Origin of the sequence: Erwinia aphidicola (genome assembly GCF_014773485.1) — a bacterium.
Lineage (GTDB): Bacteria > Pseudomonadota > Gammaproteobacteria > Enterobacterales > Enterobacteriaceae > Erwinia > Erwinia aphidicola.
This window is the reverse complement of sequence record NZ_JACXBP010000004.1, coordinates 473,904-493,531: the sequence shown is the minus strand read 5'-3', so window position 1 is coordinate 493,531 and position 19,628 is coordinate 473,904. Positions and strand designations below refer to the sequence as shown.

At 61.2% G+C, this 19,628-nt stretch carries 10 protein-coding genes; all 10 read right to left on the bottom strand.

Features of this window, described 5'->3' with window-relative positions:
- Positions 1-59 precede the first annotated feature (59 nt).
- Positions 60-890 (bottom strand): DJ-1/PfpI family protein, encoded by an 831-nt coding sequence (locus ID864_RS12435; RefSeq protein ID WP_048917178.1) that lies wholly within the window; start codon positions 888-890, stop codon positions 60-62.
- 145 nt (positions 891-1,035) lie between these two features.
- Complete coding sequence (gene lplT, locus ID864_RS12430) at positions 1,036-2,241, bottom strand: lysophospholipid transporter LplT (protein ID WP_099754934.1); 1,206 nt, start codon at positions 2,239-2,241, stop codon at positions 1,036-1,038.
- Positions 2,231-4,393, bottom strand: coding sequence for a bifunctional acyl-ACP--phospholipid O-acyltransferase/long-chain-fatty-acid--ACP ligase (aas, locus tag ID864_RS12425; RefSeq protein ID WP_191149885.1), 2,163 nt, complete (start codon positions 4,391-4,393; stop codon positions 2,231-2,233). Before aas ends, lplT begins: the two co-directional genes overlap by 11 nt.
- A 169-nt stretch (positions 4,394-4,562) precedes the next feature.
- Positions 4,563-5,948 (bottom strand): efflux transporter outer membrane subunit, encoded by a 1,386-nt coding sequence (locus ID864_RS12420; protein ID WP_191149915.1) that lies wholly within the window; start codon positions 5,946-5,948, stop codon positions 4,563-4,565.
- A 16-nt stretch (positions 5,949-5,964) separates the two neighbouring features.
- Positions 5,965-9,063: an efflux RND transporter permease subunit gene (locus ID864_RS12415; protein WP_191149884.1), complete on the bottom strand. Its 3,099-nt coding sequence runs from the start codon at positions 9,061-9,063 to the stop codon at positions 5,965-5,967.
- On the bottom strand, positions 9,060-12,242 hold the full coding sequence (locus tag ID864_RS12410; RefSeq protein ID WP_048917182.1) for an efflux RND transporter permease subunit: 3,183 nt from the start codon (positions 12,240-12,242) through the stop codon (positions 9,060-9,062). Before ID864_RS12410 ends, ID864_RS12415 begins: the two co-directional genes overlap by 4 nt.
- Positions 12,239-13,471 carry an MdtA/MuxA family multidrug efflux RND transporter periplasmic adaptor subunit gene (locus ID864_RS12405; protein ID WP_191149883.1) on the bottom strand — a complete coding sequence of 411 codons (1,233 nt, stop codon included), beginning with the start codon at positions 13,469-13,471 and terminating at the stop codon, positions 12,239-12,241. Before ID864_RS12405 ends, ID864_RS12410 begins: the two co-directional genes overlap by 4 nt.
- A gap of 344 nt (positions 13,472-13,815) precedes the next feature.
- Positions 13,816-15,222: an efflux transporter outer membrane subunit gene (locus ID864_RS12400; protein WP_318153233.1), complete on the bottom strand. Its 1,407-nt coding sequence runs from the start codon at positions 15,220-15,222 to the stop codon at positions 13,816-13,818.
- Entirely contained in the window at positions 15,212-18,340 is a 3,129-nt protein-coding gene (locus ID864_RS12395) for an efflux RND transporter permease subunit (protein WP_191149882.1), read from the bottom strand. Before ID864_RS12395 ends, ID864_RS12400 begins: the two co-directional genes overlap by 11 nt.
- 14 nt (positions 18,341-18,354) lie before the next feature.
- Positions 18,355-19,482: an efflux RND transporter periplasmic adaptor subunit gene (locus ID864_RS12390; protein ID WP_191149881.1), complete on the bottom strand. Its 1,128-nt coding sequence runs from the start codon at positions 19,480-19,482 to the stop codon at positions 18,355-18,357.
- Positions 19,483-19,628: the final 146 nt, after the last annotated feature.

The window sequence follows — 19,628 nt, the reverse complement described above, 5'->3', positions numbered from 1 at the left end:
CTCACTAACCCGGGCCGATCGAAAAAATGATCGGCCCCTAGAGAGCCAGGTCAGCTATTTTAGTATTGCAGGGCGCGTTTAGCGCTCTGCTGCACCCGCTGCTTCCAGTCTGGCGTTGCCCCTTCGACCATCTGCCAGATCATTTTACGGGCCTCTGCCGTCACGTTAGCCGGCGCGGTTTTTGGCGTGCCGCTGTTATAAGGCGGATGCGGATCGTACTGCACCAGCAGCTGTGCAAATTCGGCGCTCTCTCTGCCCATCAGCGTGTCGCTCAGGGTGAGGCCAAAATCGATACCCGCGGTGACGCCGCCGCCGGAAATACGGTTACGGTCAATCACCACCCGCTCATCTAGCGGGATGGCGCCAAACGGCTTGAGATCGTCAATCATCGACCAGTGCGTCGTCGCCTTGTAGCCCTTCATCAGCCCGGCAGCGGCCAGCAGAATTGACCCGGTGCAGACGCTGGTCACCCACTCCGCTTTACTGCCCACTTTGTGCATCCAGTCGAGCATCTTAGTGTCCTGAAGATGGGCGTAAGGATTGCCGGTGCCGGTCACGCACAGAATATCGACCTGCTTCAGCCGATCAAAGGTGGTGGTGGGTAAAAACTGCAGAAAGGAGAGCTCAGTACTCAGCGGCTGTAAATCATGCGCGACAAATTCTACGTTCAGATGCGGGTTTCTCAGCACGGTGGCCGGGCCGACCAGATCCAGCGGCGTCATCCCCGGGTACAGCACAAATGCCAGCGTTGGCTTACCCGACTTATCATTCACCGCCAGAGCTGACTGCGGTTGAGGGGTACTGGCCAACAGCGAGCTGCTGGCGCCGGCCCCGATGCCAGAGGCAATCAGCGCCAGGGCAGATTTAGCAATAAATTCCCTTCTTTCCATGTCCGTTTCTCCATAAAGACAGTGGTACTGATGCGTCATGAGTGACGCCGGGTCACTTTAGCGCAGAGAAGGGACCTTCAGAAAGCAGAATGAGTGGGAAGTTGTGCGCTTTAATCAGCAAAACGGGCCTTTCGGCCCGTGACGGTTATACCCGGCGTTTTTGGGCCAGTTGCCAGCCCCAAAGTACCGCAATGGCGAGGGCAAACAGCGCCCCAAAACCGACACCCGTGGCGACCGGCGGTGCGCCCAGCTTGATTGCCAGCGAGTAAAGGCCGAGCATCAGCAGCATCGCGGTGTTCTCACCCAGGTTCTGCACCGCAATCGCATTGCCCGCCCCAACGCTCTCTTTACCGCGCATCTGCAGCAGTGCATTGAGCGGCACCACAAAGAATCCGCCGAGCATGCCGATAATGACCAGCAGCACGTAGGCATTGATCGCCTGATGCTGTAGCGAGAAGGCGACAACGGCCACGCCGATCAACACCCCGGCAGGCATACAGCGACCGACCGTTTTCAGCGTCACCAGCTTCGCGGCCGCAATCGCCCCGATAACAATCCCTATCGCCACCATCGCATTCAGCAACGTCGGCGTTTTATTGTCGGTTATCCCCAGCGCCACCGGCACCCACAGCACCAGCAGGAAGCGCAGCGTGACGCCCGCGCCCCAAAACATGCTGGTCCCGACCAGCGAGAAGCGCGTCTGGCCGTCGCGCCACAGCACGCGGCAGGCGTTGAAGAAGCTGGCCGACATCTGTTTCGGGTGCCAGGACTGGCCGCCGCGCGCCGCCGCCAGCTTCGGGATCAGCAGGTTGGCCGCTACCGCCAGGCCGTAGGCCAGCACGCAGGCCACCAGCGCCCCGGTCAGATTCCAGTCGGCGAGGAAGCCGCCCGCCACGGAACCCAGCAGGATCGCGGCGATGGTCGAAGACTCCATCAGCCCGTTGGCTTTTACCAGCGTTTCTCCGTCGGTCAGCTCGCCGAGAATGCCGTATTTCGCCGGGGAGTAAGCCGCAGCGCCAATGCCCACCAGGCTGTAACCGAGGAAGGGATCCAGCCCCACGCAGATGGCCAGCGCCCCCAGCAGCTTCAGCCCGTTGGCGAACATCATCACCCGCCCTTTAGCGAAGCTGTCCGCCAGCTGGCCAACGAACGGCGCGAGGATAATATAGGTGGCGACAAACACCATCTGTAATATCGGCTGGCTCCAGTCCGGATAGACCCGCTGTTTTAGCACCGCAAGGGTGGCAAACAGCAGCGCGTTATCGCCAAATGCTGACAGGAACTGGGCGGCGATCACCGCCATCATGCCTTTCGACATCAGCGGTTTAGCAGCAGCAACTTCACTCTTCATGTTGTGCCTCTGGCTTTTCTGCCATTTCGCGCAGGGTGACAAAGTCCGGTTTCCCGCTGCCGAGCAGCGGCAGCTGTTTCAGCACGCGGATATCACGCGGTATCGCCAGCTCCGGGCTGCCCAGCTCGCGGGCGGCGCGGGTCAGCTGTTCACGCGTCAGTTCAGTATCGGTGGTAAACAGCACCAGCGCCTCGCCGCGATTACCGTCCGGCTTGATGGTTGCCGCATGCTGTTTTTCAGCGGACGCTTTCAGCGCGATCAGCTCGACGCTCTCCAGTGAGACCATCTCGCCGGCGATTTTAGCAAAGCGCTTCACGCGCCCCTGTATCTGGCAGAAGCCGCCTTCGTCAAAGCTGACGATATCGCCGGTGTCATACCAGCCCGCTTCCATCTGCCCTTCGCCATTATCCGCCGCCGGCGCTTCCAGCACGCCCGGGCGTTCTACACGCAGGTAACCTTTCATAATGTTCGGGCCGCGCAGCTGGAGCTGGCCGCCATTTTCAATACCCGGAACCGAGATCAGGCGTGAATCCATACCCGGGAGAATGCGCCCGACCGTGTGGGATTTTGCTGCCATCGGCACATTAATCGCCACCACTGGCGCGCACTCGGTAACGCCATAACCTTCGAGAATACGAATGCCGTACTTCTCCATCCACAGTTCACGCGTGGTATTTTGCAGCTTCTCAGCGCCGGCAACCACGTAGCGCAGGCGGGCGAAATCATACGGGTTGGCAAAGCGCGCGTAGTTGTTAAGGAAGGTCGAGGTGCCGAACAGCACGGTGCAGTTACGGTCATACACCAGTTCAGGCACAATGCGGTAATGCAGCGGGCTGGGGTAGAGAAACACCTGCGCCCCGGTCATCACCGGGGTAAACAGGCCCACGGTCAGGCCGAAGGCGTGGAACAGCGGCAGCGCGGACATAAAGCGGTCACGCGGGGTAAAGTCCGCTACGGTGCGGATCTGCTCAACGTTAGCCAGCAGGCTCTTGTGCGAGTGCACTACGCCTTTCGGATGGCCTTCTGACCCCGAGGTGAACAGCACCATGGCTGCATCCTCCGGCTGCTGCACCACTTCCGCTCTGGACGGCATCAGCAGATGACGCAGCACCCACAGTTTGTCCTGCGTGGTGACGGTATCTTTCAGATCTTCGAGGTAGATCCATTTTACCTGGGTGATGCCTTCCGGCAGGTGCCACAGCTTGCCTTTGTCGAGGAACTGGCGCGAGGTGAAGACGGTTTTTACTTCAGCGGCGGTCAGCGCGCTGGTCAGCCCTTTCACCCCGGCGGTGTAGTTGAGCATCGCCGGAATTCGCCCGCGCAGCGATGCGCCCAGGATCGCCGCCGCGGTGACGGTGGCATTGGGCAGCAGCAGGCCGACATATTCGCCCTGGCGGGTGTAGCGCTCCAGAATGCGCCCGACGCCGAGCGCTTTTTTCAGCAGCCCGGTGTAGCTGTCAGGTTTGAAGCTGACGTCTTCAATGCAGGGCTTGAACAGGCCGTAGCGGGTGCGCGCCGCGAGAAATGCCTGATACAGCGTCTCACGCGGGCGCACCGCCATGCGTGCTTCCATCATAATATGCTGCAGATGCTCGCCTGCCAGCTTGCGGCGGTCGCGCGCGCGCGGCGCATCCGGCATCGGAATGACGGTAGCGGGCAGCACGGTGAGGGTAATACGCGGGAACAGGCGGCGTTTAAACACCCCGGCCAGGCGGCCAAACGGCGAGAATTCGGCCCCTTCAATACGCATCGGCACCACGGTCGCCTGCGATTTGGCCGCGACGAACGCTGCACCGTCGTAGATTTTCATCAGGGAGCCGGTGACGGTGATACGTCCTTCCGGGAAGATCACCACCGGGCGCCCCTGGGCAACCAGCTTCACCAGATGTTTTAACGCCATCGGCTTCGTCGGGTCGAGCGGCACAAAATCAATCAGCGAGCGCAGCGCGCGCATGTACCACTGTTCGCTGATCGAGGAATATACGGCAAAGACCGGCTTTACCGGCAGAAAGACCGCCAGCAGGATGCCGTCAATAAACGACATATGGTTGGGGGTGATGATCACCTTCTCTTTATATAACCCAGAGAGGTCGCCGTTCAGGCGCGTGCGGAACAGCACCCGCAACAGAAAACGCAGTACGGAAAACAGCATGTCTTGTCCTTTCTCGCTGCAATAAACTGGGTTAACGATGCAGGAAAGGTGCGGACAACTCAATATTTATTAAGGAATTGGTGCGGTGATGACCTGTAGGGGCGAGGCATGCCTCGCCCGTGTGGCATGCCTCGCCCGCGTGGCTCATCGGTTCAGGCATGCCTGAACCCTACGGGATTTTCCAGCCACCGCCGAGCGCCACGATCAGCTTCACGCTGGTGACCCACTGGGTGCTTTGCAGCGTCAGCAGGCTCTGCTGCTGGCTAAGGCTGGTGTTTTCGGTGCTGGCAACGTCGAGATAGTCGATCATCCCGGCCTGATACTGATTATAGGTGACGCGGGCGGACTCCTGCGCCGATGCTGCCGCCCGCTGCTGCGCCTGCATTTCCGCCGCAAAAGTGTGCAGCTCCACCAGATAGTTTTCCACCTCTTCGAAGCCGGACAGCACCGTCTGCCGATAGCTGGCCACGTCAGCGTCATAGGCAGCGCGCGCCTGCTCAACTTTCGCCGAGGTGGCGCCAAAGTCGAGCAGCGTCCCGCTCAACTCCGGCCCCAGCGACCAGACGCGGTTCGGCAGGGAGAACAGGTGGCTAAAGGTCGAGCTGCTGTAGCCGCCGCTGGCGCTGAGCGTCAGGTCGGGATAGTAACCGGCAATCGCCACGCCAATCGCCGCATTGGCGGCGGCCACGGTGCGCTCGGCCTGGGCGATATCCGGGCGGCGCTGCAGCAGATCCGCCGGTAACGCCTGCGGAATAGTGGGCAGCGTGGCCTGCAGCGGTGCCACCGCCAGGCTGAACGCCGCCGGGGTTTTGCCGATCAGCACCGCAATGGCGTGCTCCAGCTGCGCGCGCTGCCAGCTGAGATCGAGCGCCGAGGCGCGGGCGCTCTCCAACTGCGTTTCCGCCTGCGCCAGCGTGCCGCGCGATTCGCTACCCGCCTGGTATTTGTTGTTGATCACCGTCAGGTAGCGCTGATAGGCCTCAACGCTTTTCTGGTACAGGGCGATGCGCTGGTCGAGAATGCGCAGCTGGAAATAGTCCTGTGCCAGCGTCGACTGCGCGCTGAGGGTAATGTTGGCAAGCTCCGCCGCACTGGCATCGGCGCTGGCCCGGTTCTCCTCCAGCGTACGGCGCAGTTTGCCCCAGATATCCAGCTCCCAGGACGCGGACGCCTGCAGCGAATGGCTGTTGCTAATGGATTTGCCTGTTTCACTGCTGCTGGCGGTGCCGCTGCGCGTCGAGCTGCCGCTGCCGGTAACGCTCGGCAACAGATCGCTGCGCGACTCCGAGGCCAGCGCCAGCGCCTGGCGATACTGCGCTTCATACTGCGCCACATTCTGGTTGGAGACCTGCACCTGACGCAGCAGGGCATCGAGCGTGGCGTCGCGATAGACCGCCCACCACGCGCCTTTGCTGGCCTGGTCCTGCGGACTGGCCTGCAGCCAGCCCTGCGCTTCTTTATAGTGCAGCGCGCCCGGCGCACTCGGGCGCTGGTAGTCCGGGCCAACGGCACAGCCACCCATCAGCAGAGCGAGCGCAACGGGCAGGGTTTTCATCATCATTTTCATCGGATTATTCAGCCTGGCGCAGGCGCTGCCACTGGCGTTGAGTGGCGCGACTGACGCGATCAAGATAGAGGTAAACCACCGGGGTGGTGAACAGGGTTAATAGCTGGCTGAGCGCCAGGCCACCGGCAATCGCCAGCCCCAGCGGGCTGCGCAGATCGGCATCGCCGCCGCTGCCGAGCGCCAGCGGCAGCGCGCCGAAGAAGGCGGCCAGCGTGGTCATCATAATCGGGCGGAAACGCATCAGGCAGGCCTGGGTAATCGCCTGCTGCGGGCTCATGCCCTGCTGGCGTTCGGCGGCCAGCGCAAAGTCGATCATCATAATGGCGTTCTTCTTCACAATGCCGATCAGCAGCAGAATACCGATCAGCGCAATCACCGTCAGCTCGGTGCCGGTCAGCAGCATCAGCAGCAGCGCGCCGACCCCGGCGGACGGCAGCGTGGAGAGGATGGTCAGCGGATGGATGTAGCTCTCATACAGCATGCCCAGCACGATATACACCGCCGCCAGCGCTGCCAGAATCAGCCACGGCATAGAGGCGCTCAGCTCGGTAAACGCCTGCGCGGTTCCGGCAAAGCCCGCCTGCACGTTGTCCGGCAGGCCGATTTTCGCCATCGCCGTTTTCACCGCCGCCTGCGCCTGCTCCAGCGATACGCCATCCTGCAGGTTGAAGGCGATGGTGCTGGTGGCCGACTGCCCCTGATGGTTTACCGACAAGGGCGCGTTAGCCCCGCTGAAGCTGGCAAAGGCGGAGAGCGGAATGCGATCGCCGCTGTCGTTAATCACAAACAGCTTATTCAGCGTCTGCGGGTCACGCGTCCATTCACCGCTGAGCGACATCACCACGTGGTACTGATTCAGCGTTTTATACAGCGTGGCGACCTGGCGCTGGCTGAAGGCGTTGTTCAGCATATCGTCAAGCATCTGCACGTTGACGCCGAGGCGAGTGGCGCGATCGCGATCGATGTTGATCATCACCTCCTGCCCGCCGGTCTGCGAATCTGAATCGACGCTGGTCAGCTGCGGGATCGCCTCCAGCGCCGCTTTGACCTTCGGCGTCCAGACGCGCAGCGTGTCGAGATCGTCGGCCTGCAGGCTGTACTGATACGAGGCGTTGGCACTGCGCCCGCCGATATGGATATCCTGCGCCGCCATCAGAAACAGCTGCACCCCGGGCACGCTGCTCATTTTGCCGCTCAGGCGGTTGGCGACTTCGCTGGCGTTGGCGTCACGCTGGTCGAAGTCCTTCAGATGCACGAAGAACATCGCGGTATTGCGCGAACCGAATGCCCCGCTGCCCATCGACGACATCACGCCATCCACCGCCGGATCTTTTTCGATCATCGCGGCAAAGGCTTTCACCTTTGGCTCCATCGCCTGGAAGGAGACATTCTGATCGGCTCGCATCATGCCCATCAGCAGGCCGGTATCCTGATTAGGGAAAAACCCCTTCTGCACCACCGCATAGAGAAACAGGTTGAGCACCACGGTAAGAAGCAGGCTAAACAGCGTCAGGCGCTGGTGGCGCATCACCCACGCCAGCGCCGCCGCATAGCTGGACAGCAGGCGATTAAGGCCGTTTTCTATCCACTGGTAAAGAGGATGTGGCCGCTTTGTCACCTGCGTTTTACGCTTCAGCAGGCGCGAACAGAGCATCGGCGTCAGGCTGAGCGACACCACCATTGAGATAATCAGTGAGCTTGTCAGCGTGACCGCGAACTCGCGGAACAGGCGACCAACAATGCTGCCCATCAGCAGGATCGGGATAAACACCGCAATCAGCGACAGAGTCATCGACAGCACGGTAAAGCTGACCTCCTGCGCGCCTTTAATCGATGCACGTACCGGGCTCAGCCCCTGTTCGATATAGCGGGTGATGTTCTCCAGCACCACGATGGCGTCATCGACCACAAAGCCGGTGGCGATAATCAGCGCCATCAGCGACAGGTTATCCAGGCTATAGCCGAGCAGATACATCACTGAGCAGGTGCCGACCAGCGACACTGGCAATGCCAGCGCCGGGATCGCCAGCGCCCGCACGTCGCGCAGGAAAACAAACACCACGCCAATCACCAGCAGCATGGCGATCAGCAGCGTCTCTTCGGTGTCGTACAGCGAGGCGCGCACGTTGGGGCCGCGATCCACCACGATGGTCAGCCTGACGTCGGCGGGCAGCGCTTTCTCAATCAGCGGCAGCTGCGCTTTAATGCCGTCGATGGTCTCCAGCATGTTGGCCCCGGCGGAGCGCGTTACGCCAATGGTCACTGACGGCGAGCCGTTATAAAAACCGGCGCTGTAGTTATCCTCCACCGCGTCATAGACTTTCGCCACGTCGCTTAAGCGAATAGCGCGCCCGTTGCTGTAGCTCACCACCAGGTCACGATACTGCTGCGCCTGCTCCAGCTGGCCGTTACCGTCAACCATCCACGACTGGGTTTTCCCTTCCAGCATTCCCTTAGGCAGATTGGTGGTGCTGTTGGCCACCGCTGCACGCACCGTATCCAGTGAGATGCCGGCCTGGCTAAGCTGCTGCGGCTGCAGGTCGATGCGCACGGCGGGCAGCGCGCTGCCGCGCAGCGAGACCTCCCCGACCCCATTCACCTGGGCAACCTTCTGTTTAATCTTGCTGTCGGCAAGGTCATACAGCTCGGCGCTGGTGCGGGTGGTGGACGAGAGCGCCATCATCACTATCGGCGCGTCGGACGGGTTGGCTTTCTGGTAGGTCGGCAGCGACGGCATGCTGCTCGGCAGCAGGCTGCGCGAGGCGTTAATCGCCGCCTGCACGTCGCGCGCCGCGCCGTTGATATCGCGGCTCAGCGCAAACTGCAGGATGATATTGGTGGAGCCCTGCGAGCTTTCCGAGGTCATCTCGCTAATGCCGGCAATCTGCCCCAGCGCGCGCTCCAGCGGGGTAGCGACGGTGGCCGCCATGGTTTCCGGGCTGGCGCCGGGCAGGCTTGCCGACACCATAATGGTCGGAAAATCCACCGTCGGCAGCGGTGCGACCGGCAGCAGGCGGTAGCCGAGCGCGCCCAGCAGCAGGATCCCCAGCGTCAGCAGCAGCGTGGCAACCGGGCGGAAAATAAACAGGCGTGTGATACTCATTCGCGCCCCCGCGCGGCGCGGCGGTGCAGAGCGCGTCTGGCGCGCTGCGACATGCCGTCGAACCACAGATAGATCACCGGGGTGGAGAACAGCGTCAGCAGCTGGCTGAAGATCAGCCCGCCGACGATCACCAGCCCCAGCGGCTGGCGCAGTTCGGCTCCGGAACCGGAAGCCAGCATCAGCGGCAGCGCCCCAAGCAGCGCGGCCATGGTGGTCATCAGGATCGGCCGAAAGCGCAGCAGGCACGCCTGGTGAATCGCCTCACGCGGGCTGAGGTGCTGCTTATTCTCCGCCTCCAGCGCAAAATCGATCATCATAATGGCGTTCTTTTTCACGATGCCGATCAGCAGGATCACCCCAATCAGCGCGATCAGGCTGAATTCGGTATCCGCCAGCAGCAGCGTCAGCAGCGCGCCGACCGCCGCCGAGGGCAGCGTCGAGAGAATGGTCACCGGATGGATAAAGCTCTCGTAGAGAATGCCCAGCACCACATACATGGTGAGCAGCGCGGCGAGGATCAGCCACAGCGTATTGCCGGTGGCGTTCTGGAATGCGGCGCTCTCGCCCTGGTAGCGCAGCGTAATGGATGACGGCTGCGCCAGCGCGGCGCTGACCTCGCTAATTGCCTGCTGCGCCTGCTCCAGCGAGTAGCCCTCATTCAGGTTGAACGACACGTTGACCGCCGGGAACTGATTGAGGCGCATATGGACCAGCGAGCCGGTGCGCAGATGGATGGCGGCCACCGAAGTCAGGCGCACCATGCCGGTGGTCGTCGTGGCGGTCGCGCTGCTGGAACTGCTGCTGGTTGATGTAGAGAGGGTAGCGCTGCTGGCGCTGGTCGAACTGCTGCCGGACGGCTGAAGCCAGACATCGTCAAACGACGCCGGGGAGCGCTGGAACCTTGGCGCCACCTCCAGCACCACGCGATACTGATTCGACTGGGTAAAGATGGTCGAAATCAGCCGCTGGCCGAAGGCGTTATACAGCGCGGTATCAACATCGGCGGCGGTAATGCCGTAGCGCGCGGCGGCATCGCGGTTCAGCTCGACCCAGGCCACTTGCCCCTGGTCCTGCAGGTCGCTGACCACGGAACTGAACTCCGGGCGCTGCTGCAGCGCGCTGACCAGCTTCGGCGACCACGTCACCAGGGTTTCGCTGTCGGCGTCGTCGAGGCTGAACTGGTAGCGGTCCGGCGTGACCCGATCGTTGACCGTGAGATCCTGTGCCGACTGCATATAGAGCTGAATGCCCGGCACGCTGGCGCTAGCCTGCTGCAGCTGTTTGATCACGGCATCGGCGCGCTCGTCACGATCCGCAAAAGATTTAAGGTTGATCTGCATACGGCCGCTGTTCAGGCTGGTGTTACTGCCGTCAATGCCGACGGTAGAGGAGAGGCTTTCAACCGCCGGATTTTTCAGGATCTCCGCTGCCAGCTGCTGCTGACGGCGCGACATCTCCTTAAACGACACATCCTGCGACGCCACGGTAACCCCCTGGATCAGCCCGGTATCCTGCGCCGGGAAGAAGCCTTTCGGGATCGCCACGTACAGCAGCGCGGTAAACACCAGCGTGGCCAGCGCGACACAGAGCGTGAGCCGCTGATGGTTCAGCACGATGGTCAGCAGGCGGTCGTAACCGGCCACCAGCTTATCGAAGAACTGCCCGCCCTTGCGGTAAAAGCGCGACTGGCGCTCCTCGGGGATGTGGCGCAGCAGGTAGGCACACAGCATCGGCGTCAGGGTCAGCGACACCAGCATCGAGACGAAGATCGACACCGCCAGGGTGATGGCAAATTCGCGGAACAGCCGTCCGACGACATCCCCCATAAACAGCAGCGGGATCAGCACCGCAATCAGCGAGAAAGTCAGGGAGATAATGGTGAAGCCAATCTGCGCCGAGCCTTTCAGCGCCGCTTCCATCGGGGTTTCGCCCTGCTCAAGACGACGGGAGATATTCTCCACCACCACAATCGCATCGTCGATGACAAAGCCGGTGGCAATAGTCAGCGCCATCAGCGAGAGGTTATTCAGGCTGAAGCCCGCCAGGTACATCACGCCAAAGGTGCCGACCAGCGACAGCGGCACCGCGAGGCTGGGGATCAGCGTCGCCGCCACGTTGCGCAGGAACAGGAAAGTCACCATCACCACCAGGCCAATCGACAGCATCAGCTCAAACTGTACGTCGCCGATCGAGGCGCGAATCGTCTGGGTGCGGTCGGAGAGTATCGTCATTTTCACCCCGTCCGGCAGCGCAGCCTGCAGGGCCGGCAGCTGGGCTTTAATGCTGTCCACCACCGAGATCACGTTGGCACCGGGCTGGCGCTGTACGCTGATAACGATCGCCGGGCTGTTGTTCGCCCACGCCGACTGCCAGGTGTTTTCCGCCGCCTCTTCAATGTGCGCCACGTCGCGCAGGCGCAGCGCCGACCCATTTTTATAAGTGAGGATCAGATTGCCGTACTCGGCGGCGGTGCGCAGCTGGTCGTTGGCGTCGATGGTGACCGAGTGAAACTGGCCGTCGAATCCGCCCTTTGAGCCGTTAACGTTGCTGTTGCTGACCAGGGTATTAACGTCTTCCAGCGTCAGGCCGTGCGCCGCCAGCGCCTTCGGATCCATCTGCACGCGGATAGCGGGCTGATGCCCGCCCGCCAGCGTGACCATGCCAACGCCGGAGATCTGCGACAGCTTCAGCGCGATACGGGTGTTCACCAGATCCTGCACTTTGGTCAGCGGCAGCGTGTCCGAACTGGCCGCGAGAGCGATCACCGCGCTGTCCGCCGGATTCACCTTTTTATAGGTTGGCGGATTGGGCAGGTCGGTCGGCAACAGGCTGTCGGCGGCGTTGATCGCCGCCTGCACTTCCTGCTCCGCGACGTCGAGCGACAGGTCGAGGGAGAACTTCAGCGCAATCACCGAAGAGCCGCTGGAGCTGCTGGAGGACATCTGGCTAAGGCCCGACATCTGCCCGAGCTGGCGTTCCAGCGGCGCGGTGACCGAGGAGGCCATCACGTCCGGGCTGGCGCCGGGATAAAGCGTGGTGACCTGAATCGTCGGATAATCCACCTGCGGCAGCGCCGAGGTCGACAGCATGCGGTAAGCGAAAATCCCGGAGAGCAGCACGGCCACCATCAGCAGGATAGTGGCTACCGGGCGGGCGATAAAAATGCGTGACGGATTCATGGTGCTGTCTTACTGCCGGCCGCGCTCTGCGCCTCTTCGGCAGAAACCACCGAGACTTTGCTGCCGTTGGTCAGGCGATCGATCCCTTCCGTGACGACCTGCTCGCCGGCCGTCACCCCTGCGAGGATCGCCTGCTGGCTGTCACCAAACGCCGGGCCAGTTTTCACCGCCCTGCGCGTCACGCTGTGGTCTTTATTGACCACCCAGACAAAGCTGCCATCGCTGCTGAGCTGCAGTGCCTGAGCCGGGATGACCATCGCCTGTTTCAGCGTGCCGGTTTGCAGGCGCAGATTGACAAACTGATTGGGATAGAGCGCCTCATCCTGATTGGCAAACAGCGCTTTTAGCTCCACGCTACCGGTACTGGTATCGATCTGGTTGCTGATAAACTGCACCTCCCCCTGCCCCAGCTCGCTGCTGCCCTGCTGGTCAAACGCGGTGGCGGGCAGGCTCTGGTCGTGGTGCAGCGCTTTAAGCAACGACGGGATATGGCTTTGCGGCACGCTAAAGGTCACCGCGGCAGGCTGGGTCTGGGTAATGGTGACTAACCCGGTAGTGGAGCTGCTCTGCACCATGTTACCGGCATCGACCAACCGCAGGCCGACGCGCCCGCCGATCGGGGCGGTGATGCGCGCATACTCAATGTTAAGCTTTGCCGCATCAATCTGTGCCAGATCGGCTTTCACCGCCCCGCTGTACTGGCCGACGGTGGCCGTTTGCGTGTCGAGATCCTGGCGCGCCAGCGAGTCCTGGGCAAACAGTTTCTGGTAGCGCGCCAGCGTCAGCTGGGCACTTTTCAGCAGCGCCTGATTCTGGTTAAGGTCGCCCTGATACTGCGCCAGCGTGGCCTGGTAGCTGCGCGGATCAATCTGCGCCAGCAGCTGCCCGGCGCTGACTTTCTGCCCCTCTTTGAAGTAAACGTGCGTCAGCTGCCCGTCAACGCGACTGGTCACGGTGACCGTGGCGTTGGGGATGACAGTGCCAAGCGCCGTCAGATAGATGGGCACATCAGCCTGCGTGACCTCGCTGGTGTGCACCGGCGTCGTCATCCCCGCCATCATCGGGCCTGCACTACCGGGCCCGCCCGGCCCTTTCATGCCGCCATGCGCGCCCGCTGCGGAATGAGTCGGCCAGAAGCGCCAGACCAGGCCTGCGACAAGCAATAGCAAAATAACGCAGAGGATGATATTACGCCGGGAGTGCGGCTTTTTCGGGCGGTTCGCGGTCATGAGGTTACGTTCTTTCAGATGCAGCAAAGTGATAAATGCGCCGGAATTTCCAGCGCGATAAGAATGCAATGCGGGTCAGATCTGTTCCGGACCCTACGCAACCTTGTACAACCACATTCTGACGGGCCAGGCATGCCATGGCCCCTACGGATATCTGATGCGGGCCAGGCATGCCGCGACAGCTGCGGATTTGTACTCTGGTTTTGTAGGGGTCAGGCATGCCTGACCCGCTAAGCCATCAACCGTTGTTGATAGTCATTTCTATCATCATCTATCCCGCTGACGAGATTCTATATTGGGGGCGTAAGAATTTCGTAAAAAATGCGATATTTAATCAGGAATGCTCACGATCTCCAGCCACCTCCCAGCGCTTTATACAGCGTGATCTGCTGGTTTAACTGCCCCAGACGGGTGGCAATCAGCGACTGCTGGGATGCATACAGTGAACGCTGCGCGACCAGAACATTGAGATAATTATCCACGCCTTCACGGTAGCGCACCGTGGCAAAGCGGAAATTGCGCTGGTTTGCCGCCTCATCCAGCTGGCGTGCTTTTAGCTCATCCTGATAGGTTTCCTGCCCCGCCAGGGCATTCCCCACCTCTTTAAACGCGGTCTGAATGTTTTTTTCATAGTCGGCGATTTCAATGCGTTTTTGCAGTTTAGCGATATCCAGATTGGCCGAATTCACCCCGCCATCGAAGATCGGCAGGCTGATACTCGGGCCAAACGACCAGGCCGCCGTGCCGCCGGAGAGCAGGTGGCTGAAAGTGGCCGAGGTCGAACCGCCAGAAGCGGTCAGGCTGATGCTGGGGAAGAACGCCGCCCGCGCCGCGCCGATATTGGCGTTGGCGGCTTTCAGGGTATGTTCCGCCGCGATAATATCCGGGCGGTGGGTCAGCAGGTCAGACGGCAGGCCCGCTGGCGTGGCCGGAAAGTGCCACGCTTTCTGCAGGCGCGCGCCCGCCAGCAGGTCCGGCGGCAGATCGCTCCCCACCAGCAGCGCCAGCGCGTTAACGTCCTGACGCACCTGACGGCTGTAGCTGGCGATATCGGCCTGCGCCGTGCGCACCGACGTTTCTGCCTGTACCAGATCCTGCTCGCTGGCCACGCCGCCGTCATAGCTGCGTTTGGTCAGGTCATATGAATCCTGCTGACTTTTCGCCGTCTCCTGCGCCAGTGCCAGCAGCTCGTTATCCGAGCACAGCGACAGATAGCTCGAAGCCACTTCGGCGATCAGGCTGATCTGCGTCGCGCGCTGGGTGGCTGCGGTGGCCAGATACTGTTCCAGCCCCTGGTCGCGCAGGCTGCGCAGGCGGCCGAAGAAGTCCAGCTCCCACGCGGTCACCCCCAGGCTGGTACTCATCTGATGATAGGTTACCGGGCCGCTGCTCTGCGTGCTGTAAAGGCCCCCTGGCAGATGGGTGCCGCTCCCTTCAGCATCGAGGTCGATGGACGGCAGCAGCGCCGCACGGTCAATTTGCACCTGCGAACGCGCCACTTCCACGTTCAGCGCCGCCACCCGCAGGTCGCGGTTATTGGCGAGCGCGCTGGCAATCAGTTTGTGCATCACCGGGTCGGTAAAAAAGCTCTGCCAGCGGATCTCTGCGCCATTTCCGGCGTGGGTTCGATCCTGGCTGCCATAGTGCGTGGCCACCGGCAGCGCCGGACGATGATAGTCCGGCTCCATGGTACAACCCGCCATAATCAGCGCCAGCGGCACAACACCCAGAGTGAATGACTTACGCATCATGTTTTTCATCCTCAGTTTGCGTCTTTTTATTACGCGTGAAGCACTGTGAGATCGCCACATAGAACATCGGCACAAAGAAGATGGCGAGGAAGGTTGCGGTGATCATGCCTCCCACCACCGCAGTACCAATAGAGTGCTGGCTACCCGCCCCCGCGCCGTGCGAAATGGTCAGCGGGAATACGCCCAGCACAAAGGCCATGGAGGTCATGATGATCGGTCGGATACGCAGCCTGGCCGCTTCGGTTGCCGCTTCCACCAGGCTCTTGCCGTGGTTATCGTGCAGTTCCTTGGCAAACTCGACGATCAGAATGGCGTTTTTCGCCGCCAGCCCGACGGTGGTCAACAACCCGACCTGGAAGAACACATCATTGGTCAGCCCGCGCAGCAGCACGGCAAGAATGGTCCCCAGCACGCCGAGCGGCACCACCAGCAGCACAGAAATGGGAATCGACCAGCTCTCATACAGCGCCGCCAGGCACAGGAACACCATGATGATCGAAATGGTATACAGCGCCGGGGTCTGCGATCCGGACATCTGCTCCTCATACGACAGGCCGTGCCACTGCACGCGGAACCCTTTTGGCAGCGTGGCGGCAATCTGATTAACGGCCTTCACCGCATCGCCGGAGCTGTAGCCTGCCGCCGGGGAACCCATAATTTCTACCGCCGAGACGCCGTTAAAGCGCTCATAGCGCGGCGAACCGGACTGCCATTTGCCGCTGCCAAACGCCGAATACGGCACCATATCGCCGCTGGCATTGCGAAAGTACCACTTGTCGAGATCTTCCGGCGTGACGCGCGAACCGGCGTTGCCCTGCACGTAAACTTTCTTCACGCGCCCGTTGTAGATGAACTGGTTAACGTAGGTCGACCCCCAGGCGGTGGAGAGCGTGTCATTGATATCTTCCAGGCTCAGCCCCAGCGCGCGGGCGCGTTCATCGTCAATAATCAGGTGATACTGCGGCTCATCCTCCATACCGTTGGGGCGGGTGGCGAACAGCCGTTTGTCCTGCGCGGCCTTGGCGAGGAACTGATTACGCGCCGCCATCAGCGCAGCATGGCCCTGGTTGTTGATATCCTGCAGGAAGAAGTCGAAGCCGGTGGCGTTACCCAGCTCCATGACCGCAGGCGGCACCAGCGCGTAGGCTTTGACATCTTTCAGCGTGGCGAAGTACGCCATGGTGCGCGCAGCCACTTTAGCCACCGACTCATTGCTGTTGCGCTGATCCCAGGGTTTTAGCAGTACGAAGGACATGGCGGTATTTTCCCCGCGCCCGGCAAAGCTAAAGCCGTTCGGTGAGAACACCGATTGTACGGCGGGTTCATGCTTCAGCAGCCAGTCTCCGGCCTCATCCAGCACCTGCTGGGTGCGCTCGCTGGAGGCGTTTGCGGGCAGGGTCATCTGCATCATCATGACCCCCTGGTCCTCGTCCGGCAGGAACGAGGTCGGCACGCGGGTAAACAGGTAGCCGGTGGCGCCGACAATCACCAGGTAGACGATAAAGAACAGGCCACGGCGTGAGATCACCGTGCCCACGCTGCGGGTATAGCTCAGCGCCCCGGCGTCAAATTTGCGGTTGAACCAGCCCGCGAAACCGGTGGTTTTCACATTGGCCGAGCTGGCTTTTAGCAGCGTGGCGCAGAGCGCTGGCGTGAAGATCATCGCCATCAGCACCGACAGCACCATCGCCGAAACGATAGTGATCGAGAACTGGCGGTAGATGGTCCCGGTCGATCCGCTGAAGAAGGCCATCGGCAGCAGCACCGCCGACAGCACCAGTGCAATCCCCACCAGCGCCCCCTGAATCTGCTGCATCGATTTAATGGTGGCAGCTTTCGGATCCAGCCCTTCGTCATGCATCACGCGCTCGACGTTCTCTACCACCACGATGGCATCATCCACCAGCAGGCCAATCGCCAGCACCATGCCGAACATCGTCAGAGTGTTAATGGTGTATCCGCAGGCGGATAAAATACCGAAGGTGCCGAGCAGCACCACCGGCACCACCATGGTGGTGATCAGGGTAGCGCGCAGGTTTTGCAGGAACAGCAGCATCACCAGGAACACCAGGATAATCGCCTCAATCAGCGTTTTCACTACCTCGTGGATTGAGGCGCTGACCACCGGAGAAGTGTCGTACGGGAAGTTCACTTTTACGCCGTCAGGCAGGAACGGCTCGATGGTTTTCACCGTGGCGCGCACGCTGTTAATCGCATCCAGCACGTTGCCGCCGCTGGCCAGGCGCAGCGCAATCCCCACGGAAGGTTTACCGTTAAAGGTGGCGGAAATACTGTAATCCTGCGGACCGAGGTCGACACCGCCGACATCACGCAGGTGCACCTGCGAGCCGTCCGTATTTACCTTCAGCAGGATATTTTTAAACTGTTCCACCGACTGCAGGCGCGTCTTGCCGACGATAGTGGCGCTGAAGCGCGCCCCCTGCACGGTTGGCAGCCCCGCCAGCTTACCGCTGGAGACCTGGACGTTCTGCTGGGTGATGGCGGTGGTGATATCGCTGGGGATCAGCTGATATTTGTACAGTTTCGCCGGGTCGAGCCAGATGCGCATGCCGTACTCAGACCCCAACACGATAAAATCACCGACGCCGTTACTGCGGGCGATGGGGTCCTGCAGTTTCGACACCAGCAGATCCGCCAGGTCGCCGTTGCTCATATTAGGGTTGCTGGAGGTGAGACCAACGACCAGCATAAAGTTCGCCTGGTATTTACGGATGTTGATCCCCTGATTCACCACCTCGGTCGGCAGCTGGGATTCCGCCAGCGACACCTTGTTCTGCACCTGCACCTGGGCAGTATCCGGGTCGGTGCCCTGATTAAAGGTGACAATGATGGTCGCGCTACCGTCACTGTTACTCTGTGATTCGATATAGCGCAGATTATCCAGCCCGTTGAGCTGCTGCTCGATAACCTGGACCACGGTGTTCTGGGTGGTCTCCGCGCTGGCGCCTGGGTAAGCCACCTGCACCGAGATCGCCGGCGGCGCAATGTTAGGATACTGGTTGATCGGCAGGCTGTAGATCGACAGTGCGCCGACCAGCATCACCACGATTGCCACCACCCAGGCGAAGATCGGGCGTTCAATGAAGAATTTTGACATCTGATTTTCCTGATTTACTGCGCGGAAGGATCGGTGGTGGTGAGGTTGGCCTGCGGCGCGACTTTAGGCTGGCTCGCCGTGGCGTTGACCCGTGTTCCGGCACGCACGTTTTGCAGGCCGTCCACCACCACGCGGTCGCCCGCTTTCAGGCCTGAGTTGACCAGCCAGGCTTTGCCGACCATCTGCCCGGTGCTGACCATCTGCACTTGCAGCCGGTTATCTGCCCCCACCACATACGCATAGGGCCGCCCTTTGGTGTCGTGCATAATCGCTTCCAGCGGCACCAGCAGCCCCTGCTCGGCGACGCCCTGCGGCAGGCTGGCATGCACAAACATTCCCGGCAGCAGTTGGCGCTGAGGGTTCGGGAATGCGGCTCGCAGCGTCACGCTTCCGGTGCTTTCATCGACGGTCACCTCAGTGAACTCCAGCTTCCCTTCCAGCGGGTACGCCGAACCATCCTCCAGCGTCAGTTTTACGGCGGCGGCATTCTGCCCTGCGGCCTTCAGCCTGCCTTCAGCCAGCGCGCGCCGCTGTGCCAGCAGGTTGAGTGAGGACTCGCTGACGTCAACGTAGATCGGGTCAAGCTGCTGGATCAGGCTCATATAGCCTGTCTGCCCGCTGGTGACCAGCGCGCCTTCCGTCGACAGCGAGCGGCCAATATGACCACCGATCGGTGCCAGCACGTGGGTGTAATTGAGATTGACCTTGGCGCTTTCGAGATCGGCTTTCGCTTCGCGCGCGGCGGCAACGGTATCATCCCAGGTCTGGAAGCTGATGGCGTGGGCGGCGGCCAGCGGTTTGTAGCGCGCCGCCAGCTTGTCGGCGTTAATTGAGGTTGCCAGCGCCTTATCGTAAGCAGCCTGATAGGTCGCCGGATCGATCTGGTACAGCGGCTGCCCGGCTTTTACCTCGCTGCCTTCGGTAAACAGGCGTTTGAGGATAATCCCGCTCACCTGCGGGCGAACTTCCGCGGTACGTACCGCAGTGGTGCGGCCAGGCAATTGAGTAAACAGCGTGACGGGCTGGCTGTGTAAGGTCGCGACGCCGACGTTGACGGCAGCCTCGCTAATGGGTGGCGCGGGCGTCCGATCGCAGGCGGCCAGCAAAAAAATTAAACTCGCGGGGAGGATCCTTAAGCGCATGGTGAAGTCTCAATTAGATGATACTAATTAGTAACGAGAGTGATTACTCTCATAAAGGAGAGCCATTATAGAGGGAGCGTCATCCTGACAGTGTTAAGTTTCTGCAAGGGTTGTTATCGAAACGCTACGTTTAAACGCTTCGTGCC